Genomic DNA, 24,408 nt, shown 5'->3' on the forward strand with positions numbered 1-24,408 from the left:
TTAGTGAGTGATGTAGAAGAGTGCTTCATGATCAAAAGAATCTATAACCGATGGGGTTTCACCCTACTGATTACCCTTATCTCCACGCTTATCTTTCAGTTTTCTTCTTCGTGGAGTGAAGATTTCCGTCCTAAATCTCATCAGCAACAAGAGTTTGTTGAAGCAACCGTCACGCGTTCTATCTCAAACCATGTTGCGCCAGATCCGCTCGTGCCAGATGTGATGACAGGTAAACAAGTCTTCATGGCAAAAATCCTTGATGGAGAGAGCGAAGGCTTAGAGGTGGAAGTCACCAATCCTCTTAGTCGTCAGCACAACGTGTATGTCAGTGAAGGTGATACCTTCATTATGATGATCCGCGAAACCACCAATGGCACCGTCTATTGGGCTTATAACCACAAACGATCAGACGCGATTTACCTTATGCTTGCGCTGTTTTGTGCGCTGCTGCTGAGCTTTGGTAAGAAAGAGGGCATCAACTCGATGGTCGCGCTTTATTTCACTGCTGCCTTGATCGTTGGTGTGTTGGTGCCGAGTATTTTTGCAGGTTGGAATCCAATGCTGGTCAGCATCTTATTGATGGTTGTGATCATCGTGGTCAGCTTTATTCTCGTCTCTGGCTATAACCGGAAGAGTTTATGCGCCATGGGTGGCACGTTATTGGGTGTGATAGCTGCGGGTGTCATGGCGCAGTGGTTTGGCGAAATGGCGCACTTGTCGGGTATTTACCTCGACAAAGGCGAAGACGTAATTTACCTAACGTCGGTGAAGATGGGTATTCGTTGGTTGATGTTCGTGACGATTGTCGTTGCTGCACTTGGGGCCGTTATGGATGTGGCGATTTCGATTGCATCGGCGTACGCGGAGCTCAAACAAACCGATCCTAAGCTTAAACCAAAACAACTGGTTAAAGCCTCGATGAATATTGGTCGAGACATCATGGGTACCATGACTAACACCTTGATCTTGGCGTTTGCTGGTGGTTCGTTGACGACTATCATGATGGTGTGGGGGCTTAACATGCCGGCGAGTCAGTTTATGAATATGCCGCTGGTGGGCCTCGCAGTCGTGAACGCGTTGGCGGGTAGTGTGGGGATTGTGCTGACTATTCCTTTTACTGCGTTTCTAGCGCCTTATGTGTTCAAGCATCCTCAATTGGATTCGCAGCCAGAACAGATGCAAAAGGACGTTGAGAAAAACGAAGTTCAGATGTTCTAGCGGTAAAGCAGTAATCAAAACAGATGTAAAAAGGGCGCTCCGATGAGCACCCTTTTTAAGTTTCAAGTTTTGTAGAAAGAGGGGATTACCAACCTTTAACTACGCCACCTTTGAAGATGTCTTTCGCTGCTTCGTAAACTTCATCAGTTTGGTATGCTTTCACGAAGTTTTGTACGTTAGCGGCTTGAACATTGTCTTCACGAGCAACGATTAGGTTTACGTATGGAGACTCTTTGTCTTCAACGAAGATACCATCACGCTCTGGCGTTAGGTCGATTGAGCTTGCGTAAGTTGTGTTGATGATAGAAATCGCTACGTCATCAAGAGAACGTGGAAGCTGTGCTGCATCTAGCTCTACGATTGTGATGTTTTTCGGGTTACCTACGATGTCACGTACCGTTGCCAGTAGATCAACGCCGTCACGCAGTTCGATAAGACCTTGTTGCTCAAGAAGCAGAAGAGAACGACCTAGGTTCGTAGGATCGTTTGGAACAGCGATGCGTGCGCCATCTTCGATTTCATCCACTGATTTTACTTGTTTAGAGTAACCAGCGATTGGGTATACGAAAGAGTTACCAGCAGTCACTAATTTGTAGCCACGATCTTTTACTTGCTGATCTAGGTATGGCTTGTGTTGGAACGCGTTTACGTCGATTGAGCCATCATCCAGCGCTGCGTTTGGTGTTACGTAATCGGTAAAGGTAACCAACTCAACATCCAGGTTGTATTTCGCTTTCGCAACTTTTGCTGCAACTTCAGCAACCTGTGCTTCCGCACCTGCCATTACGCCAACTTTTACTTTGTTCACGTCGACTTCTTTGTCACCACAACCAGCAAGAACCAGTGCAGAAGCAGCAGTTGCAACAGTCAAAAGACTCTTAAGGCTAAATTTCATCTTTATCTCCTTATAATTGGTATTTTCAATTCTTATCTGTGGTCTACGCGGCGTACGATTGCATCACCGATAGACTGAATAATTTGTACTAGAACAATCAGCATCACGACGGTTACTGCCATGATCACTACGTCATAGCGGTGGAAGCCATAACGGATAGCTACGTCACCAAGACCACCGCCGCCTACCGTACCCGCCATTGCTGAGTAGCTCACTAGCGTTACTAGAGTAATGGTTACTGAGTTAACAATAGTCGGCATTGCTTCAGGAAGCAGAACTTTTGTGATGATTTGTGTTGGTGTCGCGCCCATAGATTGCGCTGCTTCAACCAAACCTGACGGTACTTCCAGTAGTGCACCTTCAATCAGACGCGCCACAAATGGGATAGCCCCGATGGTTAAAGGAACAATCGCTGCTGTTGTACCGATGAAGGTGCCAACCAACAGTTTGGTTACTGGAATAATCGCAACCATCAGTACTAGGAAAGGAACCGAGCGACCGATGTTAACAATGGCGCCAAGCACGCGATTAAGTTTGGTGTTTTCCAGCAAGCCACCTTTTTTAGTGGTGTGCAGAATGACGCCGAGTGGAATGCCCACTGCAAAACCAACGATGCCTGCAACCGCAACCATGTAAAGGGTTTCCCATGTTGCGCCAAAAAGTAGGTTGCTGTTTAAGCTCAGCCATTCAGAAATCGTATTAAAGGACATAGCCAAGTACCTCTACTTTCACGTTGTGCTCACGCAGGAACTCAATCGCTGCGTTATCGTCTTCTTCGTTACCAAACAGCTCCGCGACCATCATGCCGAACTTCACGCCGCCAGCGTAATCCAGATCGGAACTTAGGATGCTCACATCGATGTTGAACTTACGAGCGATTTGCGTCATCAGAGGGGCATCTACGGTAGCGCCAGTAAATTCTAGGCGAACCAATGGGTAACTGTTTTCTACGCGCGTGGTTTGTAAGCGTGCTTGGTAATCTTCTGGGATAGAAAGATCCAAAGTAGAGCGAATGAACTCGTGTGCCAGTGCGGTCTTCGGATGCGCGAAGATTTCACCCACGGTACCTTTTTCTACTAGCTCACCATCACCGATGATCGCCACTTCGTGACAGATGCTCTTAACCACTTCCATTTCGTGAGTGATCAGTAGAATGGTGATTTCTAGCTTGCGGTTGATTTCTTTAAGCAGTTCTAAAATGGACTGCGTCGTTGCAGGGTCCAGCGCGCTGGTTGCTTCGTCACAAAGTAGCACGCTAGGGTCTGATGACAATGCACGAGCGATAGCCACACGTTGCTTTTGACCACCACTGAGGTTTGCTGGGTAGCTTTCATGCTTGTCTGCAAGACCAACGAGCTTAAGAAGCTCAGTCACTTTTGTTGTGATTTGCGCTTTGTCTTTACCTGCTAGCTCAAGAGGGAGTGCGACATTGTCGAAAACGGTGCGAGACGACAGCAGGTTAAAGTGTTGGAAGATCATCCCGATGTTGCGGCGAGTTTCTCCCAATTGCTTTTTGCTTAATTTGGTTAGGTCAACGCCATCTACGATGATGGAACCTGAAGTTGGAGCTTCCAGCATGTTTACACAACGGATGAGGGTACTTTTACCCGCGCCCGATGAACCGATAACACCAAAGATGGTGCCCTTCGCGATATCTAGGTTAATGTCCTTAAGGGCAAGAATTTCCTTACTGCCTTGGTAGAACACTTTATTGACGTTTTTTATTTCTATCATGTTTCAACCTGCACAGAGATACTGGGAACTTCGCTGTTAAAAACGGCTTTTAACAGGAGTAAATTTTGAACTCTATCTCAATTCTCAGTTGATGCTATGGGTTAAGCAGTAGTAAGTCAATAGATATTTTTACGTCTAGACGTCTAAATGTATGGATGTTCTGCAGGAAGCGTAAAACAGAGGATGTGCGCTAGAAGGAAGCAATTAAGAGGGATACTTAAGATTTACCGATTCTCGGACGGCAAATCAACTGTTTTGTCGCGAACTTACACCAATTAGATAGTGTGAGTGCTTATAAGGTATGTAATAATCTGATGAAACCGAGTAAATAGAGAAATACGTTTTGGCAAAACCTGCTGTTTTTATCGATCGTGACGGCGTGATTAACGTTGACCACGGTTACGTTCATGATGAACATGATTTTGAGTACATTGACGGTGTGTTTGAAGCGACAAAAGCGCTGAAAGAGAAAGGCTACCTGTTGGTGCTTGTGACCAATCAATCTGGCATTGCACGTGGTAAATTCAGCGAAGACCGTTTCTTGTCTCTGACTCAATGGATGGATTGGAACTTTGCTGACAATGGCGTTGAGTTCGACGGCATTTACTACTGCCCACATCATCCTGAGCATGGCATCGGTGAGTACAAGCAAGATTGTGACTGCCGCAAGCCAAAACCAGGCATGTTCATTTCTGCGCGTGACTTCTTGAAGATCGACATGGAGAAATCTGTGATGATCGGCGACAAAGCCGAAGACATGATGGCAGCAGAGGCGGCAGGCGTTGGCACTAAGATTTTGGTTCGTACTGGTAAACCAGTAACGGAACAAGGCGAAGCGATTGCTACGGCTGTACTTGATAGCATTGCCGATGTGCCTGCGTACCTAAACAAGTAATCTTCATTACTGATTGAGATAAGGGAAGCCGCTGCTTCCCTTTTGTTTGATTCTTTCTTTTAGTCTGAACACTTATGAGCAAAAAACTCACCATTCTTGATATCGCGAAATTGGCTGGCGTGGGCAAATCGACGGTTAGCCGTGTACTTACCAATGATCCCAAGGTAAAACCGCAAACGCGTGAGAAGGTTGAACAAATCATTCGTGAATCAGGCTATGTGCCATCCAAATCAGCACAATCGATGCGTGGTGGCAGCCAGAAAGTGGTCGGCGTGATCATTTCTCGTCTCGATTCCCCATCAGAAAACCGTGCCGTTGGCACTATGCTTAGTGCTTTGTACTCGGCAGGGTACGACGTGGTGATCATGGAGAGCCAGTTCGCTCGCGATAAAACCAACGAGCATTTGGACGTTCTTAAACGTCGCAATGTCGATGGGGTGATCGTGTTTGGCTTTACTGGGTGTGATGAGCAAGCGTTAGCGGAGTGGGGCAATCGCATTGTCGTGATCGCCATGGACACTCAATTGGTTTCTTCGATCAACTATGATAACCAAGGTGTTATCGACATGGCGCTCTCCCATCTGGAACAGCAATCTATTTCTCGTATTGCCTACATCGGCGTTGACCCAGAAGATCGCACAACGGGCCTTGCTCGTCTAAATGCTTACCACGCTTGGTGTGAGCAAAAGCGTGTTGAACCTTGTTTTCAAACCGGCAAACTTAGCCACGAAAGCGCCTACCAGCTGGTGGATCAAGTTCTTCAACCCGATACGCAAGCCATCGCTTGTGCCAGTGACACTATCGCTCTCGGTGTGATCAAACGTCTGCAAGAAATCGGACGTGAAGATGTGGTGGTCACTGGTGTGGGGGGCAACGAACTACTCTCGTTCCTTTTTCCAAATGTCTTCAGCGTGGATCCGGGCTATGCACATGCCGGTGAGAAAGCCGCTAAGATGCTGATCAATCAGTTAAACGGTGATGAGTCTGTGGTGCATTTTACCCAGCAACCGATCCGCCATTAATCCACCTGTCGACAATCTGCTCTAAAATTATACTGTGATCATTCTCAATCAATGGGACTGTTCCCATTTTGTTTTTTAAAGCGAGCTGGCATTATTAAAATTATCAAATGGGAATGTTCCCAAAATAAAAATAATACGACGAATTGAATGTATCCAGTACAGGGTGGACAAAGTTATGAGTAAGATTGCGCGTCAAGATGTAGAGCGTCTTATTGAGCTGGTCGGGGGATCGGACAATATTGCCAGTGTTAGCCACTGCTTAACCCGCTTACGTTTCGTGTTGAATGACACAGATAAAGCCGATACCAAACAGTTAGATGCACTGCCTATGGTGAAAGGCTGTTTTACCAACGCAGGTCAGTTCCAAGTGGTGATCGGCACGGAAGTCGATGAGGTATACAAGGTACTGATCGAGTTAAGTGGTAAAAGTGAAGCGAGCAAAGATGAATCTAAGAACGCCGCTCGTCAAAACATGAACATCGTTGAGCGTGGTATTTCCCACCTTGCTGAAATCTTTGTACCACTGTTACCTGCGATCATCACTGGTGGTTTGATTCTTGGCTTCCGTAACGTGATTGGCGACATCAAGATGTTTGATGGCCAAACGCTCACGGAAATCAGCCAGTTTTGGGCAACGGTACACTCTTTCTTATGGCTAATTGGTGAAGCAATCTTCTTCTTCCTGCCAGTTGGCGTGTGTTGGTCGACAGTGAAAAAGCTCGGTGGTACTCCGATTCTGGGTATTACATTGGGTGTCACACTGGTTTCGCCACAGTTAATGAACGCCTACCTAATTGGTAAGCAAGTGCCTGAAGTATGGGATTTTGGCTTATTCGCTATCGAGAAAGTGGGCTACCAAGCGCAAGTGATTCCTGCGATGTTAGCGGGTGTTGCCTTGGCGTTCATAGAAACCAATTTAAAGCGCATCATTCCGTCTTACCTTTACCTAGTGGTCGTGCCGTTTGTTTCTATCATTGTGTCTGTGATTCTTGCGCACTCTATCATTGGTCCATTCGGTCGCATGTTGGGTGACGGCGTTGCTTTCGCAGCAAAAGCAGCCATGACGGGTGACTTCGCAATGATTGGCTCAACCATCTTCGGTTTCCTATACGCGCCATTGGTGATTACTGGTATTCACCACACCACCAACGCGGTTGACCTTCAACTGATGCAAGAGCTAGGTGGCACGCCAATCTGGCCTCTGATTGCACTTTCAAATATTGCTCAAGCGTCTGCAGTAGTCGGCATCATTATCATCAGTAAAAAACACGGCGAGCGTGATATCTCGGTGCCTGCGGCTATCTCTGCTTACCTTGGTGTGACAGAGCCTGCGATGTACGGCATCAACTTGAAATACAAATTCCCAATGCTAAGCGCGATGATCGGCAGTGCGATTGCTGCAGCTATCTGTGGCAGCGCAGGTGTGATGGCGAATGGTATTGGTGTGGGCGGTTTGCCGGGCATCTTGTCTATCCAACCACAGTTCTGGGGCGTATTTGCTCTGGCGATGTTGGTGGCGATTGTCGTCCCAGTAGCGCTGACGCTTGTGTTGTATAAGCGCGCACAGATGAAAGGTGAGTTAGAAACCGCTAACGCGTAATTCAAACTGAGGCAGTGATTTGGCTGCCTCGTTTATCTCCTCTATTTTTTAAGATTTTTAAGTTTCCGTTTAATGATAAGTGAGCGTTAGAAATGGCAATGACCAAGCATGATGAGAGCTGGTGGAAAACCGCAACCATCTACCAAATTTACCCAAAAAGCTTTTGTGACAGTGGAAGTAAAGGCACGGGCGATATCAAAGGGATCATTTCTAAGCTGGACTATCTAAAACACCTTGGTGTGGATGCGATTTGGCTGACGCCGGTTTATCAATCACCAATGATCGACAACGGTTATGACATTTCCGATTACTATGCGATCAACCCAGATTTCGGCACTATGCAAGATTTAGATACCCTGTTGGCGGAGGCTCACCAGCTGGGTATTCGAATCATCATGGATGTCGTGGTCAACCATACTTCGACAGAGCACAAGTGGTTCCAATCAGCACTGGGTGACAAAAACAGTCCATACCGTGATTACTACATCTGGAAAGATCCGGTTGATGGCGCAGAGCCAAACAACTGGCAATCTAAGTTTGGTGGCAATGCTTGGGCACTGGATGAAAAAACGGGCCAGTACTATTTGCACCTTTTTGCTAAAGAGCAAGCGGACTTAAACTGGGAAAACCCGGTAGTGCGTGAAGAAGTGAAAGAAGTCATCAGCTTCTGGGCAGAGAAAGGTGTGGATGGTTTCCGTCTTGACGTTATCAACCTGATTTCCAAGCAGCAAGATTTTCCAAGTGACGATATTGGTGATGGTCGCCGTTTCTACACGGATGGTCCACGTGTGCACGAATACCTTCAAGAGATCAGTGAAGCCGTGTTCCAAAAATATGGCAGCGTGACGGTGGGTGAAATGTCGTCCACCACGCTAGAGCATTGTCAGCAGTATTCAGCGCAAGATGGCAAAGAGCTGTCGATGGTGTTCAACTTCCACCACTTGAAAGTCGATTACCCGAATGGTGATAAGTGGACGAAAGCGCCGTTTGACTTCATCCAACTGAAACAGATCTTCAACCATTGGCAAATCGGCTTAAATGGCAAAGGGTGGGGCGCGCTATTTTGGTGTAACCACGACCAACCACGCGTTGTGAGCCGGTTAGGTAACGACGAACAATACCGCGTCGAGTCTGCCAAAATGCTTGCTGCATCGGTACACATGATGCAAGGTACGCCTTATGTTTACCAAGGTGAAGAGATCGGGATGACCAACCCAGGTTACACCGAAATCAGCCAATATCGCGATGTTGAAAGCACGAACATGTACGACATCATGGTCAATCGCGATGGCGTATCTCACGACGACATGATGGCGATTTTGGCGCAGAAGTCGCGTGATAATTCACGTACTCCAATGCAATGGAACAGCGCGAAACATGCGGGCTTTACTAAAGGCGCGCCGTGGCTAGAGGTGGCTCAGAACTATTCTGAGATCAACGCGGATACCGCGATTGCTGATTTGAACTCAGTGTTCTACTTCTACAAGCGCTTGATTGAGCTGCGTAAACAGGTTCCAGTCATCACCGATGGTCGTTACGAAGACTTACTGCCTGAGCACAAACGTATTTTTGCTTACGCACGTCAGAACGACAAGCAAACGCTGCTGTGTATTAACAACTACTACGGCGAAGCAGTGGAGTGTGCATTACCAGAGCGCTTGGATATGAACAAAGCCAAAAATCTGCTTTCCAACTATCAGAATGCGACCAGCGCGATTGCTTCCAATCACCAAGTACTGCGTCCTTACGAAACTCGCATCTTGCTGATTGAAGGTTAAAATTAAGCTTCCCCTAAAGAATCCGGTCCTAAAAAAGGCTTTGGAGTGCTCCCCAAAGCCTTTTATTTTTTCATCCTATGAACCGTAACTTACTGAGTAGCGATGCGGTTTGTGATTCATTGCAAGTACAAGGTTCAGTGCGAAGGCGCCAAGAATCGATAAGCCGATCACCCAAGGTGTGACGAAGAAGAAAGACGCAAACAAAATACACGCGTCGATCGCCATCTGAGATTTCCCGACCGAAATACCGAATTTGTCCTGAATGAACAAGCACAGCACGTTGAAGCCACCCAAACTTGAACGGTGACGGAACAGGATCAACATACCCAAGCCCATCAACAGCCCGCCAGCAACTGCACAGTAAATCTCATTAATCGACTCGAGTGAGATCAGCAAATACAGATTATCCGCAAAGATAGAAACCAAAGCGCCAGAAATTGCACTATTAATCGCAAAATGACGGCCGAAGCGTTTCCATGCTAGCAAGTAAAAAGGACAGTTGGCTAAAAAGTACAGCACACCAAACGTAAAAGGTGTAAATTGGCTAATAAGCAGAGCCAATCCTGTGGTGCCTCCGGTTAAGAGGTTCGCGGATTGGAGAAAGAAAACGCCTTGAGCGACCAAAAAGGTCCCCGTAAGAATTGCCATCCAGTCTTCTTTTCTTGAGTGTTTTTCCATCTATTATGCAGTCGTTAGTGATAAATCGGGCGTGCATAGTAGTAAAAAGATGATCTTTTCGGTAGCTAGAGGGTAAAATTTGCGGTAAACCTATGTAATTGTCGTTTTACAGGGTGTAAAGCACAAAATTGACAGTCAACGGATCATGGTTAAACGATTGCAACATCGTCATGATATTTCTTGCTTGTCACCATGGAAAAACTGCATGAGAAAAATTGTAAATTTCTCTTTATGACCTAGATCAAATTATGTAGAATGCGCGCCATTAGGTCGACGAAAACGTTTGCGTTAGGTCGTTATCCAGTTTTTTTGCAACTTTCAGTACCAATCTGAATCAGGAGATACAGATGCTTAAGCGTGATATGAACATCGCAGATTACGATGCGGAACTGTTCGCAGCTATCCAGGAAGAAACACTTCGCCAGGAAGAACACATTGAACTAATCGCTTCTGAAAACTACACAAGTCCACGTGTAATGGAAGCTCAAGGTTCTCAGCTAACGAACAAATACGCTGAAGGCTACCCAGGCAAGCGTTACTACGGCGGTTGTGAGTACGTAGATAAAGCTGAAGCTCTGGCAATCGATCGTGCATGCCAACTGTTCGGTTGTGAGTACGCGAACGTACAGCCTCACTCAGGTTCTCAAGCAAACAGCGCAGTTTACATGGCGCTTCTAAACCCAGGCGACACAGTTCTAGGTATGAGCCTAGCGCACGGTGGTCACCTAACTCACGGTTCTCCAGTAAACTTTTCTGGTAAGCACTACAACGTGATTCCTTACGGTATCGACGAAGCAGGTCAAATCAACTACGACGAGATGGAACAGCTAGCGCTTGAGCACAAGCCTAAGATGATCATCGGTGGTTTCTCTGCTTACTCACAAATCGTTGATTGGAAACGCATGCGTGAAATCGCGGACAAAGTTGACGCTTACCTATTCGTAGACATGGCACACGTTGCTGGTCTAATCGCAGCTGGCGAGTATCCAACACCAGTTCCACACGCTCACGTAGTAACTACGACTACGCACAAAACGCTAGCAGGTCCTCGTGGCGGTCTTATCCTTTCTAACGAAGGTGAAGAGCTCTACAAGAAGCTGAACTCAGCAGTATTCCCTGGCGGTCAAGGTGGTCCTCTAATGCACGTTATCGCTGGTAAAGCGGTAGCGTTCAAAGAAGCGATGGAGCCTGAATTCAAAGCTTACCAAGCTAACGTTGTGAAAAACGCGAAAGCAATGGTCGGTCAATTCCAAGAGCGTGGCTACAAGATCGTTTCTAACGGTACTGAGAACCACCTATTCCTAGTTGACCTAATCGACAAAGACATCACTGGTAAAGATGCAGATGCAGCATTAGGTGCAGCAAACATCACAGTAAACAAGAACTCTGTTCCAAACGACCCACGCAGCCCATTCGTAACGTCTGGTATCCGTGTTGGTACGCCAGCAATTACTCGTCGCGGCTTCACTGAAGATGACGCGAAAGAGCTAGCAAACTGGATGTGTGACGTTCTAGATAACATCGGCAACGAAGAAGTTATCGAAGCAACAAAACAGAAAGTTCTAGAAATCTGTAAGCGTCTACCAGTTTACGCGTAACGTTTTTTGAAAATAACTCAGGCGGACTCGTTCTATTTCTGTGATTCGGTTTGATTATTTGATTGATGAAAGGTCCTCATTTGAGGGCCTTTTTGTTTTTCTAGCGTATGGAAATATCAGCTTAGAGCGCGTTGAAGCGAGATTCCTGATATCGCCTAGGCTCTTCGGAATGATGCGCTATTGGTTTGAGGAGATAGGCTCGTTATCCAGGCGACAGTAGTTTAGATTCAGCAGAGACAAAAAAGGTTGGCACTAAGCCAACCTTTCTTTTCAAAACAAGCGAGTGCTTATTTAATCTCGATACCTTGAGCCTGCATATCGGCATGGTAAGAAGAACGAACGAATGGACCGCACGCTGCGTGGGTGAAGCCAAGTTCTAGGGCGATTTCTTTTAGCTCGTCAAACTCTGAAGGTGGAACGTAACGTTCTACTGGCAAGTGGTGACGGCTTGGCGCTAGGTACTGACCAAGAGTCAGCATAGTTACGCCATGTGCACGAAGGTCTTTCAGTACTTCGACGATCTCTTCTTTCGTTTCACCAAGGCCCATCATTAGACCTGATTTCGTCGGTACATTTGGATGCTGCTCTTTGAATTTTTGCAGCAATTGTAGTGACCACTTGTAGTTCGCGCCTGGGCGAGCTTTACGGTACAGACGAGGTGCCGTTTCTAGGTTGTGGTTGAAGACATCTGGCGGGTTGTCTTTCATAAGATCAAGTGCCACATCCATACGACCACGGAAGTCAGGAACCAGCGTTTCAATCTTGATGTGCGGGTTTAGTTCGCGGATCTCGCGGTTACAGTTAGCAAAGTGCTCAGCACCGCCATCACGCAAGTCATCACGGTCAACTGAAGTGATTACAACGTACTTCAATTTCATGTCTGCGATGGTTCTCGCTAGCTTTTTAGGCTCTTCAGCTTCAACAGGAAGCGGGCGACCATGGGCAACGTCACAGAAAGGGCAACGGCGAGTACAAATCGCGCCAAGGATCATGAAAGTGGCCGTACCGTGGTTAAAACACTCAGCTAGGTTAGGGCAAGATGCTTCTTCACATACAGAGTGAAGGTTGTTCTTACGCATCGCTGATTTGATGTCTTGAATACGTTGGCTGTCGGCTGGTAGCTTGATCTTCATCCAATCAGGCTTACGTAGCACTTCTTTCTGCTCTGAAGGCATGTTCTTTACGGGAATCAATGCCATCTTGTCGGCGTCGCGGTATTTAACGCCTTTTTCCATCTGGATTGGTTTGCTCATGCTTTGTTACCTTGAGAAGGTGCTTCTGTGCTGAATTCTACTTGCTCGTAATCAAGCAAAGTAACGAGTTCTTGTATTAGTTGTTTTTCCACGGCTTCGATGTCTTCTGGTCCACCAACTTGGCTAACCTGAACCATCTCCATTCCTTCATAGCCACATGGGTTTATACGTAAAAACGGACCTAAGTCCATATTGACGTTCAACGCTAGGCCGTGGAATGAGCATCCTTTTCGAATGCGAAGTCCGAGAGAACATATTTTTTTACCGTCGACATAAACGCCCGGAGCGTCAGGTCGCGCAGCAGAATCGATATTGTATGCCTTAAGAGTGTTAATAACGAGGTTCTCGATGTGTGTAACGAGATCTCGCACTCCTAATTTTTTGCGACGTAGGTTGATCAGGAAGTACGCGACTAATTGACCAGGGCCATGATAAGTCACTTGACCACCACGATCGCTTTGAACAACAGGAATATCACCAGTGTTAATCAGGTGCTCGGCTTTACCCGCTTGACCTTGTGTAAATACTGGGTTGTGTTCTACCAACCAAACTTCATCAGGCGTGTCGTCTGTGCGTTGGTCAGTGAACTCATGCATCGCCTTCCATACAGGCTCATAATCTTGGCGTCCAAGTCGTTTCACAACAAGTTGGTGTTGCATGGGAATTCCTGTCGCTAATATATAAAGTTTTTGGATTATAAACCGGATGAACCTGATGCTCTACAGCTGAGTAACAGATTTTTAACTGAAAGACTCGCTGTTTTGCATTATCTACATGATAAATAAAAAGAAAGCAGCCTAAGCTGCTTTCAAAAAAAATTTAATTTATCAAAAAATTATAGAACCATGCGTACGATGTCGATTTCACCCAGTTCTTTGTATAGGGTTTCAACTTGCTCGATAGAGGTTGCAGTGATGTTGATAGACACCGAGTGGTAGTTGCCCTTAGCACTTGGTTTTACTGTTGGGCTGTAGTCGCCTGGAGCATGGCGCTGGATAACTTCTAGAACTAGCTCTGGAAGCTCAGGCTTTGCATGACCCATTACCTTGTATGTAAATGAACAAGGGAACTCAAGCAGGTCTTTCAATTTTGCATCAGAGTTGATGGTTAGCATATCGGTAACTCCAGTTGGTATTCGTTGCGGTGCGAAATAGTACAGTCAAATTAGGGTGAACTCAAGATTAACAAAGCCGCCCTAGTTGGCGGCTTTGCAGACTTGTTTGTTGGTCAGAAGCGACTGTTAGAAGAAGCTCTTAAACAACAATACGATGTAGTCCCACATGCGGCTAAATAGGCTGCCTTGGTCCACTGTTTCCAGTGCCATTAGTGGGTACTCAGCAATATCTTCACCATCAATTTGATAGTATAGCTTACCAACTACATCACCTTTCTTAATTGGGGCTTCTAGCTCTTTTTCAAGTACGAAGCTTGCTTTTAGGTTCTTTGCTTCACCGCGAGGCAGTGTCACGTAAGTATCTTGGTCAAGGCCCAGTGCTACAGTGTCTTTGTTACCCATCCATACTTTTTCTTCTACGAAAGTTTCACCGGCTTTGTGTGGTGCCACTGTTTCGAAGAAGCGGAAACCGTAGCTCAGTAGCTTTTTGCTCTCTGACTTACGTGCGTTTGCATCTTTTGTACCCATTACAACAGCAACCAGACGCATCTGACCTTCTGTTGCAGAACTTACTAGGCTGTAACCTGCATTGCTCGTGTGACCAGTTTTGATACCGTCAACGTTCATGCTCTTGTCCCACAGTAGACCGTTACGGTTGTACTGAGTGATGCCGTTGTAAGTAAATTTCTTATCAGAGTAGATACGGTACTCGTCTGGCACGTCACGGATCAGTGCTTTACCAAGTAGTGCCATATCGTAAGGCGTTGAGTATAGGTTCGGGTTGTCTAGGCCGTGAACGTTCGCGAAATGCGTGTTCTTCATACCCAGTGTGTTTGCCCATGCGTTCATTAGATCAACGAATGCGTCTTCAGAGCCAGCAATGTGCTCAGCCATTGCCACACAAGCATCGTTACCTGATTGAATGATGATGCCGCGGTTTAGGTCATGAACCTTAACCGTTGTACCGACTTCGATGAACATTTTCGAAGAATCAGGGAAGTTTTTCGCCCAAGCATTCTTACTGATGGTCACATCATCGTCTTCTGAAATATTACCACGCGCTAGCTCTTGGCCAATTACGTAGCTGGTCATCATCTTTGTCAGACTAGCAGGAGACAACTTTGTGTTCATCTCTTTCTCAGCCAGAACTTTACCTGAGTTGTAATCCATCAAAACGTAGCCTTTGGCAGCGATTTGAGGTGCATCTGGGACAACAACTGGTGAAGCAAAAGCAGATTGAGCGATGGTTGCAGATAGTGCAACCGTAGAAACGAGAATAGATTTCACAAACTTATTTTTATTCATGGTAATTCAAATTTTTTGGTTAACTGCCGACATCTTAACAGAATCCCCACTTATGTAAGAGGGGCTCTGCATAGAAAATCATGACACCAAGGTCATTTGTCAGTTTTGTGTTTTTTAATAAATGCGGTCGAATAGCCGAGCAACTTTACTTTATCCAGAGTGGCTTGCGTCAGGGAATAGTCAGTATATGGGCCTAGCAGCAAGCGATACGTATCTTTCGAGGACTCCAAGAAAGTTTCCGTATCCAGCTTTTGACCAAGCTCTTGGCCTAAAGTTCGCGCTCGATCTTCATATTTTGATGACGCAACCTGAATCACGTATCTCGGGTGTGCAGCGAGCGACTTCTCATCTGTCGGTTTATCTACCGTGATGACTTCAATCTCTACGTTTGCGGTACCGGTTTTCACGACATCTAGCTTATGTGCCGCTGCGTAGCTCAAGTCAATGATACGGCCATCATGGAAAGGGCCACGGTCATTCACGCGGACTACGGTTGACTTGCCATTGTCGGTATTGGTTACCTTCACGTAGCTCGGTAGTGGCAGGGTTTTATGCGCCGCTGTCATTGAGTACATGTCGTAGATTTCGCCGTTCGAGGTTAAATGGCCTTGGAACTTTTTGCCATACCATGAGGCACGACCTTTTTCCGTAAAGCCTTTTGCATCACGAACGATTTTGTAGTCCGAACCGCGTAGGTTGTAATCGCTGTTACCACCTAAGCTGTAAGGTTCGTATTTAGGATGCGCATCCTCAATGTGCTCGACCGATAGTGGTTTATCAGGAGCTACATCGGATTCAAGATCATAACGGCCTTCCTGTGTTTTTTGGTCGGTAGAAGAACAGCCCGCCAAAATCACAGCAGAAAAAACTAAGGAATATAAAGCGCGTTTTTGCATGGTCTAGGTCGCCTTAGAGAATGCTTTTCGGTGCGTGTGGATCGACATCAGAATGCCAAAACCAGCCATCAGTGTCACCATTGAGGTACCACCATAACTGATCAACGGTAAAGGTACGCCTACTACAGGTAGGATGCCACTTACCATGCCGATATTTACAAAAATATACACGAAGAAGCTGAGTACAATACTGCCTGCCATCATTCGACCAAACGCGGTTTGCGCTTGGCTCGCGAGGTAGAGACCACGGCCAATAATGAATAGATAGATGGCTAATAGGCAAAGGAAGCCAATCATACCCCATTCTTCTGCAATTACTGCAAAGATAAAGTCAGTGTGTCGCTCTGGAAGAAATTCCAATTGTGATTGCGTGCCTTGTAACCAGCCTTTGCCGGAAATACCACCAGAACCAATTGCAATCTTACTTTGGATGATGTGGTAGCCCGCACCAAGTGGGTCCGACTCCGGGTTAAACAGCGTTCGTACGCGAACCTTTTGGTATTCACGCATCAAGAAGAACCACAGAATGGGGATAAATCCACCGAGTGCCACTGCCGCGGCAGCAATGATTTTCCAACTGATACCAGCAAGGAAGATAACGAAAATACCGGAGGCCGCGATCAGGATAGAGGTACCCAAATCAGGCTGTTTGGCGATAAGAATAGTCGGTAAACAGACCATAATCAGCGCCACAATCAGGGTTTTGAATGTCGGTGGGAGAGGTTGGCGGCCGATGTAGCGAGCGACCATCAAAGGCACGGCAAGCTTGAGAAGTTCAGATGGTTGGAAGCGGACGAAGCCAAGGTTTAGCCAGCGTTGGGCACCTTTGGATGCTTCACCAAAGAACAGCACCCCAAAGAGGAGTATGACCCCGCCAACGAACATCAGCGGAGCGAGACTCTCATACGTTCTCGGTGAGATTTGCGCCAAAACGATCATGACTACTAAAGACAGCACCATACGCATCGCTTGGCGATCCATCATAGCCAAGCTTTGGCCACTTGCGCTGTACATAATGACTAGGCCAAAGCCCATCAATGCAAAGATGCCGAGTAATAACGGCAAGTCGATATGGAAGCGTTCAAACAGGGCGCGGTTTTTGCCTGTAGAGGGATCCATTTTCATCACTGCGTTACCTCTTTCTTCGCGTTGTTTTGCTCTTCTTCAGGTTCAATTTTTTCAGGGCCGATAATGACTCGGTCGAAGATCTTTCTCGCGACTGGCGCACCATTACTTGAACCACCACCGGCGTTTTCTAGCACCACAGATACCACCACTTCAGGGTCATCAAAGGGTGCAAAGCCAGTAAACAAGGCGTGGTCACGTAAGTGCTCTGCGACTTCATCCGCGTTGTATTCTTCATCTTCACCAAGGCCAAAGACCTGTGCGGTACCGGATTTACCACCCGTTTGGTAATCCATGTTGTAGAAAGAGCGACGAGCGGTGCCTTTCGTACCATGGTTTACTAAACGCATGCCTTCTTTCGCCATATTCCAGTACTTGTCTGGCACATTTTGAATCGGTGGGTAGGTGACGTATTCCGAATTTTCTTGCTCTTCGAAATCACCGCCATTATCGATTGTGGCTTTCAATAAATGAGGAGCGGTCACTGCACCTTCGTTGACCAGTACTGAGGTTGCTTTGGCAATCTGCATTGGTGTTGCCGTCCAGTAACCTTGACCAATACCAACCGGAATCGTGTCACCCTTGTACCAAGGCGTCTTATGACGAGCCATCTTCCACTCACGAGTCGGCATGTTGGCTTTACTTTCCTCGTAAATGTCGATGCCTGTGTAATCGCCAAAGCCAAACATCATCATCCAATTTGATAGCCGATCAATGCCCATGTCGTAGGCAATTTGGTAGAAGAAAGTATCGACCGATTCTTCAATCGACTTAATGATGTCTACGCGGCCATGCCCCCAACGCAGCCAATCTCGAAATGGGCGAGTGTCGGAGTTTGGAATACGCCAGTATCCAGGGTCATTACGTGTGGTTTTCGGAGTAATGACTCCTTCTTCCAGCGCTGCTACAGCAATGAAGGGTTTGATGGTCGAAGCTGGTGGGTAAATACCTAGCGTTGTACGGTTCACCAATGGACGGTTCTTGTCGTTCAGTAGTGCGCGGTACGCTTTACCGGAGATACCGTGTACGAATGCGTTCGGGTCGTAACTTGGGCTTGAAACCATCGCAAGTACGCCGTTATCACGAGGATTAAGCACAACAGCACTACCACGTCGGCCATCAAGCAGTTGGTGCACGTAAAGCTGTAGGTTGATATCAAGGTTTAAGACGATGTCTTTCCCCGCAATAGGCGGAACGTATTTCAGGGTACGAATGACGCGACCACGACTGTTGATTTCAACCTCTTGGTAGCCCGCTGTGCCGTGCAGTAAGTCTTCGTAATACTTTTCGATGCCTAACTTACCAATGTCGCGTGTCGCTTGGTAGTTGGCGTCTTTTCCTTCACGGATTAGGCGCTGCATATCGCGGTCATTGATTCGTGACACGTAGCCAATGACGTGAGTCAGGACTTCGCTGAATGGGTAGTAGCGTTTCAATGTCGCACTGATTTCAACACCAGGAAAACGGTATTGATTCACTGAGAAAACAGCGACTTGGTTTTCATTCAATTGAGTTAACAGTGGCACAGACTTGAAGCGACGAGTGCGCTTACGTTCACGGTGGAAACGCTCAACTTGTTCTGGCGTGATCTCAAGGATGGTCTGCAGCGCTTCAATAGTACTGTCGATGTCTTTGATTTTCTCTGGAGTTAGCTCCAAGTTGAAGACTGGACGGTTTTCCGCGAGCAATACACCGTTGCGGTCATAGATAAGACCACGGTTAGGAGCGATTGGAACCACTTTAATGCGGTTATCATTAGAGCGGGTTTTATAGTCTTGAAACTGGTTTACCTGAATGTTGTACATATTGGCAACCAGCAAGCCCATCAAAATGACGATACCTAAAAATGCAACAATAGCGCGGCTAGAAAATAGACGCGCTTCTGCTTGGTAATCTCGAATTTGACTGCGGCGTTTACGAATCATTAACGCTTGTCTCTACAGCTAAGTAGCGATTATTCGCGGTGGTAAGGGTGGTTAGCAGTAATGCTCCACGCTCGGTATAAGCTCTCTGCCATCACGATGCGCACAAGTGGGTGCGGCAGTGTCAATGCAGACAGTGACCAGCTTTGGTCTGCTGCGGCTTTACAAGCTGGCGCTAAACCTTCAGGGCCGCCGATCAGAATCGACACATCACGACCATCGAGCTTCCACGCTTCTAGCTGTTCGGCCAGTTGCGGGGTATCCCACTTTTTGCCTGGGATATCGAGTGTGACGATACGAGCACCTTTAGGTACGGCTGACAACATCGCTTCGCCTTCTTTTTGCAAGATACGCGCGATGTCTGCATTTTTGCCGCGTTTACCCGCAGGGATTTCAACCAACTCAAGTGGCATATCATGTGGGAAACGACGACGGTATTCTTGAAAACCTTCTTCGACCCATTTTGGCATTTTTGTGCCGACGGCAATTAGTTGAATTTTCAAACGATTAACCCCAGAGTTTTTCTAGTTGGTATAGCTCGCGGTGCTCTTCTTGCATCACGTGAAGCATTGCGTCGCCCATGTCGAGGACAACCCATTCGCCTTCATTTTCGCCTTCCATACCTAGCGGCTCTAGACCTGCCTTCTTCACTTCAGATGCGACGTGATCAGCGATAGATGAAACGTGACGCTTAGATGTGCCAGTACAAATGATCATGTAATCTGTCACGCTTGATTTGCCTTCTACATCTAGAATAACAATCTCTTCCGCTTTCATGTCGTCGGCTTTATCGGCTAAAAAGTCTTTAAGTTCTTCGCGAAGCACTCGGTTTTCCTCGGTATTTTCTTTTCTGTCTGTGGGTGTTTTAACTAAGCTGGGTTAAAACTGGTCGCGCACTATATCACGCTTTAAAAGCTAAATTGCCAGCTTAATATCAGGAGAGCAGGTTTCTAGGCTCAATTGATGGATAGTTGGCCACACAGACTCATCATATTGGGTTTTGGCTTTTATCTCGGCGTGCGCCAAAAGAGACAAAAGTGCACAAATTCGGGAGGCTGACAGACGAGTCAGCGCTGCATTATAGAATGGGCGTTTGTTTTGCCACACTCGATGTTTTTCAAACACCTGACTCATGCCCATTTGAGTAAGGTCTCGGTGCATGTTTAGTAGTTGGTTGAACTCTTTCTGTACGCTTCGGATCAGGATGATGGTTTCGATGCCTTCCGCCTCTATCTGTCGCAGAATGCGCTGCGCGCGGTTTGCTTTACCTGCTAGTAGAGCGTCAATCCAATGGAACGTCGTAAAGTGATTGTGGCGGCTCAGCGCTTCTTCAAGACGCACTACCGTCAGCTCGCCATCTGGGTAGAGTAAAGCTAGCTTTTCTAAACTTTGCGATAGCGCGAACAAATTACCTTCGTGCCATTGTGCCAACATTTGCAGAGATTGCTGATCCGCTTTTAATCCCAACGCTCGGCAACGTGCCTGCACGAACATTGGCAGTCGCTGCAAATCAGGTGTTAGACAACTTACCCAGTCACCCTTGGCACTCAGTGCTTTGAACCATTTAGCGTTTTCTTGTGCTTTAGTCAGTTTGCTGCCAACCACCACTAACATGATGTCGTCATGGAGCATTTCGCACAGATTGACCAGTTCTTTACTGATGGCTGCGTTTGCACCAGCCTCTGGTAGTTCAAGCTCAATCAGTTGACGGCTAGAGAATAGGCTTAGCGCTTGGAAGCAGTCATAGACTTGATTCCAATCTAAGCTGGCGTCGACGGCAAAACGGTGTCTTTCTTCAAAGCCTTGTTGGCGAGCCATGTTTTGGATCGCTTGATGGCTTTCTTGAATTAACAGCGGTTCGTTACCAAAGATCAGGTAAACCTGCTTGATGTGTTTCGCTAGGTGATCAGCCAGCTTGTCGGCAAAAATTCGCATTCTGATTAAGAGTTTGTGTTCGTAGAGTTAGCGTTTGTCGCTTCAGGAGCAACGTGGCCTTGTTCGTATTCAGCACGAACTCGACCTAGTTGGCGCATCATTTGGCCAGCCGCTTGTTGACGCATTTCATCTTCGATAACGTCACGTTCTACTGATTTCGCTAGTGCAGTTAGCGGGTTATCTAGGTAGTTACGGTTAACAGTGGTCGTGAAATCTTTTGCACCGAAGCCAGGGATCGTCACGCGGTATTTCACCACGTAAGTCAGTTCTTTTTCTGCTGCTCGGCTGTTTTGGTAAAGCGATAGCGTACGCTCGTCAATGGTCGCTTCACTAAGGTGTAGGTTCGGAGTATTTGATGACGGTTTTACTAAATCGACCTTGTTCAATTCAAGTTGAGCGCGGATGTAACGCGTCAATGGGCTGTATTCATCATAGCTAGTGAAAGACATGGTGTGGAGCTCTTCTGGAACGGAGTACTCGCCACGAAGGTGAAAACCACAGGCAGAAAGAAGCCCCGCTAATACCAAAACCACTGGTAGTTTAATCAAAGAGAAAAAGCGCATTGATCGTATTCATCCTAAATTGAAGGGGTTATTTACCTTAAACCACTCGGCATGAATGGTTTGAGGTAAATAAACAGGGTAGCGAACTACCCTGTTTAATGACTCCTAGCATGCGAATTGGTTCGCGTTGCTTTGAGTTATTGCAAGCTGCGTTTCGTTTTTAGCGAAAGACTAGTTTGCAACGATGTTCAACAGTTTACCTGGTACGTAAATTACTTTACGGATAGTTAGGCCATCTGTGAACTTAGTAACGTTTTCGTCGTTTAGACCAAGCTCTTCTACTTGTTCTTTCGTTGCGTCTGCAGCAACAGTCAGTTTCGCACGTAGCTTACCGTTTACTTGAACAACGATAGTTTTCTCGTCTTCAACCAGTGCTTTCTCGTCGAACGTTGGCCATGCTGCATTATCGATGTCAGCTTCACCTAGCGCAGCCCATAGTTCGTATGAGATGTGCGGAGTGATTGGGTAAAGCATGGCAACAACAGCTTTTAGCGCTTCATCAAGGATTGCACGATCTTGTGCAGATTCTTGAGGCGCTTTCGCTAGCTTGTTCATCAGTTCCATGATTGCAGCAATTGCTGTGTTGAACGTTTGACGGCGAGCGATATCATCAGTCACTTTCGCGATAGTTTTGTGAACATCACGACGAAGAGCTTTTTGGTCACCAGAAAGTGCTGCTGCATCTACTGCTTCTGCTGCACCTTTTGATGTGTGCTCGTTTACTAGTTTCCAAACACGTTTCAGGAAGCGGTTAGCACCTTCTACGCCAGACTCTTGCCATTCAAGTGTCATGTCTGCAGGAGACGCGAACATCATGAATAGACGTACTGTGTCTGCACCGTACTTATCTACCATCTCTTGAGGGTCGATACCGTTGTTTTTTGACTTAGACATTTTGATCATGCCTGAGTGTGTAACATCGCGGCCTTCAGTGTCTTTCGCAGAAGTGATGCGGCCTTTACCGTCACGCTCAACAGCAACATCTGTTGGTGCAACCCACTCAGTACCGCCTTTCTCGTTCTCATAAGAGAATGCATCAGCTAATACCATGCCCTGACATAATAGACGCTTGAACGGCTCGTCAGACGTTACATAGCCTGTATCACGTAGCAGTTTGTGGAAAAAACGAGAGTACAATAGGTGCATACAAGCATGCTCGATGCCACCGATGTACTGGTCTACTGGTAGCCAGTAGTTTGCCTTATCTGGATCTAGGATATCGTCAGCTTGCGGTGAGCAGTAGCGTGCGTAGTACCAAGAAGATTCCATGAACGTGTCGAACGTATCTGTCTCACGTAGAGCTGGTTCGCCGTTGAAAGTAGTCTTCGCCCATTCTTTGTCTGCTTTGATTGGGCTAGTAACGCCGTCCATTACTACGTCTTCTGGAAGAATAACAGGTAGTTGGTCAGCTGGTACCGGGTGAACTTGACCGTCTTCAGTCGTTACCATAGGGATTGGCGCACCCCAGTAACGTTGGCGAGATACACCCCAGTCACGGAGGCGGAAGTTAACTGTCTTAGTGCCTTTTCCTTCTGCTTCAAGTTTTGCTGCGATTGCATCGAACGCCGCTTGGAATTCTAGACCGTCGAATTCACCTGAATCGAACAGGACACCTTTCTCTGTGTATGCCGCTTCAGAGATGTCTAGCTCGCTGCCGTCAACAGGCTTGATAACCGGCACGATGTCTAGACTGTATTTAGTCGCGAATTCGAAGTCACGTTGATCGTGTGCTGGTACTGCCATCACAGCACCTGTACCGTAGTCCATTAATACAAAGTTGGCAACGTACACAGGAACTTCACGGCCATTCAATGGATGAATTGCAGTAAGGCCAGTCGCCATACCTTTCTTCTCCATTGTCGCCATTTCGGCTTCTGCGACTTTGTTGTTCTTACACTCTTCAACGAAGGCTGCTAGACCAGGATTTGTCTTAGCTGCTTCTGCTGCCAGAGGGTGACCTGCAGCGATACCGACGTACGTCACACCCATAAGGGTGTCTGGGCGAGTTGTGTAAACTTCTAGGTCTTGTTGACCTTTCACTTCAAATGTGAGCTCAACACCTTCAGAGCGGCCGATCCAGTTGCGCTGCATGGTTTTCACCATTTCAGGCCAACCTTCAAGCTTGTCTAGGTCATCGATTAGCTCTTGAGCGTATTCAGTTATTTTGATGAACCACTGTGGGATCTCTTTTTGCTCAACGATTGCACCTGAACGCCAGCCGCGGCCGTCAACAACCTGTTCGTTTGCAAGAACAGTTTGGTCAACTGGATCCCAGTTAACAGTAGACATCTTCTTGTAAACGAGGCCTTTTTCATAAAGCTTTGTGAAGAACTCTTGTTCCCAACGGTAATACTCAGGCGTGCATGTTGCGAATTCGCGCTCCCAGTCGTAGCCTAAACCAAGCATTTTAAGTTGGTTCTTCATGTACTCGATGTTTTCGTAAGTCCAAGGTGCAGGCGCGGTATTGTTTTTAACCGCTGCGTTTTCTGCAGGTAGACCAAACGCATCCCAACCAATTGGTTGCATTACGTTTTTTCCTTGTAGGCGTTGGAAACGAGATACTACGTCACCGATGGTATAGTTACGCACGTGACCCATGTGCAGTCGACCACTTGGGTATGGGAACATGGATAGACAGTAGAATTTTTCTTTATTTGGGTCTTCACTTACAACAAAGGTCTTGTTGTCATCCCAGTGCTTTTGAACTTTCTGTTCAAGGTCTTGTGGATTGTATTGTTCTTGCATCGATGGTATCCGGTTATCTTGGAATTTGTGAGTTCGGTTAGAACAGACTTAAATAGATCGTCATAGAATACCTAAAGCTAGGGATCACAACAATAGCCAATCTATACCCATGCGTCTGAAGTGATGCTTGGT

Annotated in this window: 22 protein-coding genes; 6 read left to right on the top strand and 16 right to left on the bottom strand. The window is 46.8% G+C overall.

Features of this window, described 5'->3' with window-relative positions:
- The first annotated feature begins 27 nt into the window (after positions 1-27).
- Positions 28-1,218, top strand: a complete 1,191-nt coding sequence (locus tag A8140_RS03805) for a YibE/F family protein (protein ID WP_005530683.1) — start codon at positions 28-30, stop codon at positions 1,216-1,218.
- Positions 1,219-1,303: 85 nt separating this feature from the next.
- Here the strand turns inward: A8140_RS03805 and A8140_RS03810 are convergent, their stop codons facing one another.
- From A8140_RS03810 to metN, 3 genes are read right to left on the bottom strand one after another with little or no spacing between them, the layout of a single operon-like run.
- Positions 1,304-2,113 carry a MetQ/NlpA family lipoprotein gene (locus A8140_RS03810; RefSeq protein ID WP_005530685.1) on the bottom strand — a complete coding sequence of 270 codons (810 nt, stop codon included), beginning with the start codon at positions 2,111-2,113 and terminating at the stop codon, positions 1,304-1,306.
- A gap of 32 nt (positions 2,114-2,145) precedes the next feature.
- Positions 2,146-2,823, bottom strand: coding sequence for a methionine ABC transporter permease (locus A8140_RS03815; protein WP_005530687.1), 678 nt, complete (start codon positions 2,821-2,823; stop codon positions 2,146-2,148).
- Positions 2,813-3,847, bottom strand: a complete 1,035-nt coding sequence (gene metN, locus A8140_RS03820) for a methionine ABC transporter ATP-binding protein MetN (RefSeq protein WP_005530689.1) — start codon at positions 3,845-3,847, stop codon at positions 2,813-2,815. Before metN ends, A8140_RS03815 begins: the two co-directional genes overlap by 11 nt.
- A 343-nt stretch (positions 3,848-4,190) precedes the next feature.
- Here metN and gmhB point away from each other — a divergent pair, with 343 nt between their 5' ends.
- From gmhB to treC, 4 genes are all read left to right on the top strand, one after another.
- Complete coding sequence (gmhB, locus tag A8140_RS03825; RefSeq protein WP_005530691.1) at positions 4,191-4,742, top strand: D-glycero-beta-D-manno-heptose 1,7-bisphosphate 7-phosphatase; 552 nt, start codon at positions 4,191-4,193, stop codon at positions 4,740-4,742.
- A 74-nt stretch (positions 4,743-4,816) separates the two neighbouring features.
- On the top strand, positions 4,817-5,764 hold the full coding sequence (gene treR / locus A8140_RS03830) for a trehalose operon repressor TreR (protein ID WP_005530693.1): 948 nt from the start codon (positions 4,817-4,819) through the stop codon (positions 5,762-5,764).
- Between the two features lie 175 nt (positions 5,765-5,939).
- On the top strand, positions 5,940-7,364 hold the full coding sequence (gene treB, locus A8140_RS03835) for a PTS trehalose transporter subunit IIBC (protein WP_005530695.1): 1,425 nt from the start codon (positions 5,940-5,942) through the stop codon (positions 7,362-7,364).
- 92 nt (positions 7,365-7,456) lie between these two features.
- Positions 7,457-9,142: an alpha,alpha-phosphotrehalase gene (treC, locus tag A8140_RS03840; RefSeq protein ID WP_005530698.1), complete on the top strand. Its 1,686-nt coding sequence runs from the start codon at positions 7,457-7,459 to the stop codon at positions 9,140-9,142.
- Between the two features lie 75 nt (positions 9,143-9,217).
- Here the strand turns inward: treC and A8140_RS03845 are convergent, their stop codons facing one another.
- Positions 9,218-9,820, bottom strand: a complete 603-nt coding sequence (locus tag A8140_RS03845) for a YitT family protein (protein WP_005530699.1) — start codon at positions 9,818-9,820, stop codon at positions 9,218-9,220.
- Positions 9,821-10,167: 347 nt separating this feature from the next.
- Here A8140_RS03845 and glyA point away from each other — a divergent pair, with 347 nt between their 5' ends.
- Positions 10,168-11,418 carry a serine hydroxymethyltransferase gene (gene glyA, locus A8140_RS03850; protein WP_005440106.1) on the top strand — a complete coding sequence of 417 codons (1,251 nt, stop codon included), beginning with the start codon at positions 10,168-10,170 and terminating at the stop codon, positions 11,416-11,418.
- Between the two features lie 287 nt (positions 11,419-11,705).
- Here the strand turns inward: glyA and lipA are convergent, their stop codons facing one another.
- The 12 genes from lipA to leuS all read right to left on the bottom strand — a co-directional run bounded on the left by lipA (position 11,706) and on the right by leuS (position 24,276).
- Positions 11,706-12,671 (bottom strand): lipoyl synthase, encoded by a 966-nt coding sequence (lipA, locus tag A8140_RS03855; protein ID WP_005530701.1) that lies wholly within the window; start codon positions 12,669-12,671, stop codon positions 11,706-11,708.
- Positions 12,668-13,330 carry a lipoyl(octanoyl) transferase LipB gene (lipB, locus tag A8140_RS03860; RefSeq protein ID WP_005438575.1) on the bottom strand — a complete coding sequence of 221 codons (663 nt, stop codon included), beginning with the start codon at positions 13,328-13,330 and terminating at the stop codon, positions 12,668-12,670. Before lipB ends, lipA begins: the two co-directional genes overlap by 4 nt.
- Before the next feature lie 176 nt (positions 13,331-13,506).
- Complete coding sequence (gene ybeD / locus A8140_RS03865) at positions 13,507-13,785, bottom strand: DUF493 family protein YbeD (protein ID WP_005384135.1); 279 nt, start codon at positions 13,783-13,785, stop codon at positions 13,507-13,509.
- Between the two features lie 126 nt (positions 13,786-13,911).
- Entirely contained in the window at positions 13,912-15,090 is a 1,179-nt protein-coding gene (locus A8140_RS03870; protein WP_005530703.1) for a serine hydrolase, read from the bottom strand.
- Positions 15,091-15,182: 92 nt separating this feature from the next.
- Entirely contained in the window at positions 15,183-15,986 is an 804-nt protein-coding gene (locus A8140_RS03875) for a septal ring lytic transglycosylase RlpA family protein (RefSeq protein WP_005530706.1), read from the bottom strand.
- A 3-nt stretch (positions 15,987-15,989) separates the two neighbouring features.
- The gene (gene rodA / locus A8140_RS03880; protein WP_005530707.1) at positions 15,990-17,111 is read right to left on the bottom strand and encodes a rod shape-determining protein RodA; all 1,122 of its coding nucleotides are present in this window, start codon (positions 17,109-17,111) and stop codon (positions 15,990-15,992) included.
- On the bottom strand, positions 17,111-19,036 hold the full coding sequence (mrdA, locus tag A8140_RS03885; protein ID WP_005530709.1) for a penicillin-binding protein 2: 1,926 nt from the start codon (positions 19,034-19,036) through the stop codon (positions 17,111-17,113). The genes rodA and mrdA overlap by 1 nt, the downstream gene beginning before the upstream one ends.
- Positions 19,037-19,065: 29 nt before the next feature.
- Positions 19,066-19,536 carry a 23S rRNA (pseudouridine(1915)-N(3))-methyltransferase RlmH gene (gene rlmH, locus A8140_RS03890; RefSeq protein ID WP_005530711.1) on the bottom strand — a complete coding sequence of 157 codons (471 nt, stop codon included), beginning with the start codon at positions 19,534-19,536 and terminating at the stop codon, positions 19,066-19,068.
- A 4-nt stretch (positions 19,537-19,540) separates the two neighbouring features.
- On the bottom strand, positions 19,541-19,858 hold the full coding sequence (gene rsfS / locus A8140_RS03895) for a ribosome silencing factor (RefSeq protein ID WP_005425840.1): 318 nt from the start codon (positions 19,856-19,858) through the stop codon (positions 19,541-19,543).
- 90 nt (positions 19,859-19,948) lie between these two features.
- Positions 19,949-20,968: a DNA polymerase III subunit delta gene (gene holA, locus A8140_RS03900; protein ID WP_005530713.1), complete on the bottom strand. Its 1,020-nt coding sequence runs from the start codon at positions 20,966-20,968 to the stop codon at positions 19,949-19,951.
- 5 nt (positions 20,969-20,973) lie between these two features.
- The gene (locus A8140_RS03905) at positions 20,974-21,531 is read right to left on the bottom strand and encodes an LPS-assembly lipoprotein LptE (RefSeq protein ID WP_005425837.1); all 558 of its coding nucleotides are present in this window, start codon (positions 21,529-21,531) and stop codon (positions 20,974-20,976) included.
- 171 nt (positions 21,532-21,702) lie between these two features.
- A complete protein-coding gene (gene leuS, locus A8140_RS03910) occupies positions 21,703-24,276 on the bottom strand; it encodes a leucine--tRNA ligase (protein ID WP_005530715.1) in 2,574 nt (857 codons plus the stop codon).
- Between the last annotated feature and the right edge of the window lie 132 nt (positions 24,277-24,408).

It is taken from the genome of Vibrio campbellii CAIM 519 = NBRC 15631 = ATCC 25920, from assembly GCF_002163755.1.
In the GTDB taxonomy this organism is placed as follows: Bacteria; Pseudomonadota; Gammaproteobacteria; order Enterobacterales; family Vibrionaceae; genus Vibrio; species Vibrio campbellii.

Excerpts from the sequence above, each read along its gene's own strand:
- A8140_RS03805 (WP_005530683.1), top strand. The coding sequence starts at position 28 with ATGATCAAAAGAATCTATAACCGATGGGGTTTCACCCTACTGATTACC.
- A8140_RS03810 (WP_005530685.1), bottom strand. The coding sequence starts at position 2,113 with ATGAAATTTAGCCTTAAGAGTCTTTTGACTGTTGCAACTGCTGCTTCT.
- A8140_RS03815 (WP_005530687.1), bottom strand. The coding sequence starts at position 2,823 with ATGTCCTTTAATACGATTTCTGAATGGCTGAGCTTAAACAGCAACCTA.
- metN (WP_005530689.1), bottom strand. The coding sequence starts at position 3,847 with ATGATAGAAATAAAAAACGTCAATAAAGTGTTCTACCAAGGCAGTAAG.
- treR (WP_005530693.1), top strand. The coding sequence starts at position 4,817 with ATGAGCAAAAAACTCACCATTCTTGATATCGCGAAATTGGCTGGCGTG.
- treB (WP_005530695.1), top strand. The coding sequence starts at position 5,940 with ATGAGTAAGATTGCGCGTCAAGATGTAGAGCGTCTTATTGAGCTGGTC.
- treC (WP_005530698.1), top strand. The coding sequence starts at position 7,457 with ATGGCAATGACCAAGCATGATGAGAGCTGGTGGAAAACCGCAACCATC.
- A8140_RS03845 (WP_005530699.1), bottom strand. The coding sequence starts at position 9,820 with ATGGAAAAACACTCAAGAAAAGAAGACTGGATGGCAATTCTTACGGGG.
- glyA (WP_005440106.1), top strand. The coding sequence starts at position 10,168 with ATGCTTAAGCGTGATATGAACATCGCAGATTACGATGCGGAACTGTTC.
- lipA (WP_005530701.1), bottom strand. The coding sequence starts at position 12,671 with ATGAGCAAACCAATCCAGATGGAAAAAGGCGTTAAATACCGCGACGCC.
- lipB (WP_005438575.1), bottom strand. The coding sequence starts at position 13,330 with ATGCAACACCAACTTGTTGTGAAACGACTTGGACGCCAAGATTATGAG.
- ybeD (WP_005384135.1), bottom strand. The coding sequence starts at position 13,785 with ATGCTAACCATCAACTCTGATGCAAAATTGAAAGACCTGCTTGAGTTC.
- A8140_RS03870 (WP_005530703.1), bottom strand. The coding sequence starts at position 15,090 with ATGAATAAAAATAAGTTTGTGAAATCTATTCTCGTTTCTACGGTTGCA.
- A8140_RS03875 (WP_005530706.1), bottom strand. The coding sequence starts at position 15,986 with ATGCAAAAACGCGCTTTATATTCCTTAGTTTTTTCTGCTGTGATTTTG.
- rodA (WP_005530707.1), bottom strand. The coding sequence starts at position 17,111 with ATGAAAATGGATCCCTCTACAGGCAAAAACCGCGCCCTGTTTGAACGC.
- mrdA (WP_005530709.1), bottom strand. The coding sequence starts at position 19,036 with ATGATTCGTAAACGCCGCAGTCAAATTCGAGATTACCAAGCAGAAGCG.
- holA (WP_005530713.1), bottom strand. The coding sequence starts at position 20,968 with ATGCGAATTTTTGCCGACAAGCTGGCTGATCACCTAGCGAAACACATC.
- A8140_RS03905 (WP_005425837.1), bottom strand. The coding sequence starts at position 21,531 with ATGCGCTTTTTCTCTTTGATTAAACTACCAGTGGTTTTGGTATTAGCG.
- leuS (WP_005530715.1), bottom strand. The coding sequence starts at position 24,276 with ATGCAAGAACAATACAATCCACAAGACCTTGAACAGAAAGTTCAAAAG.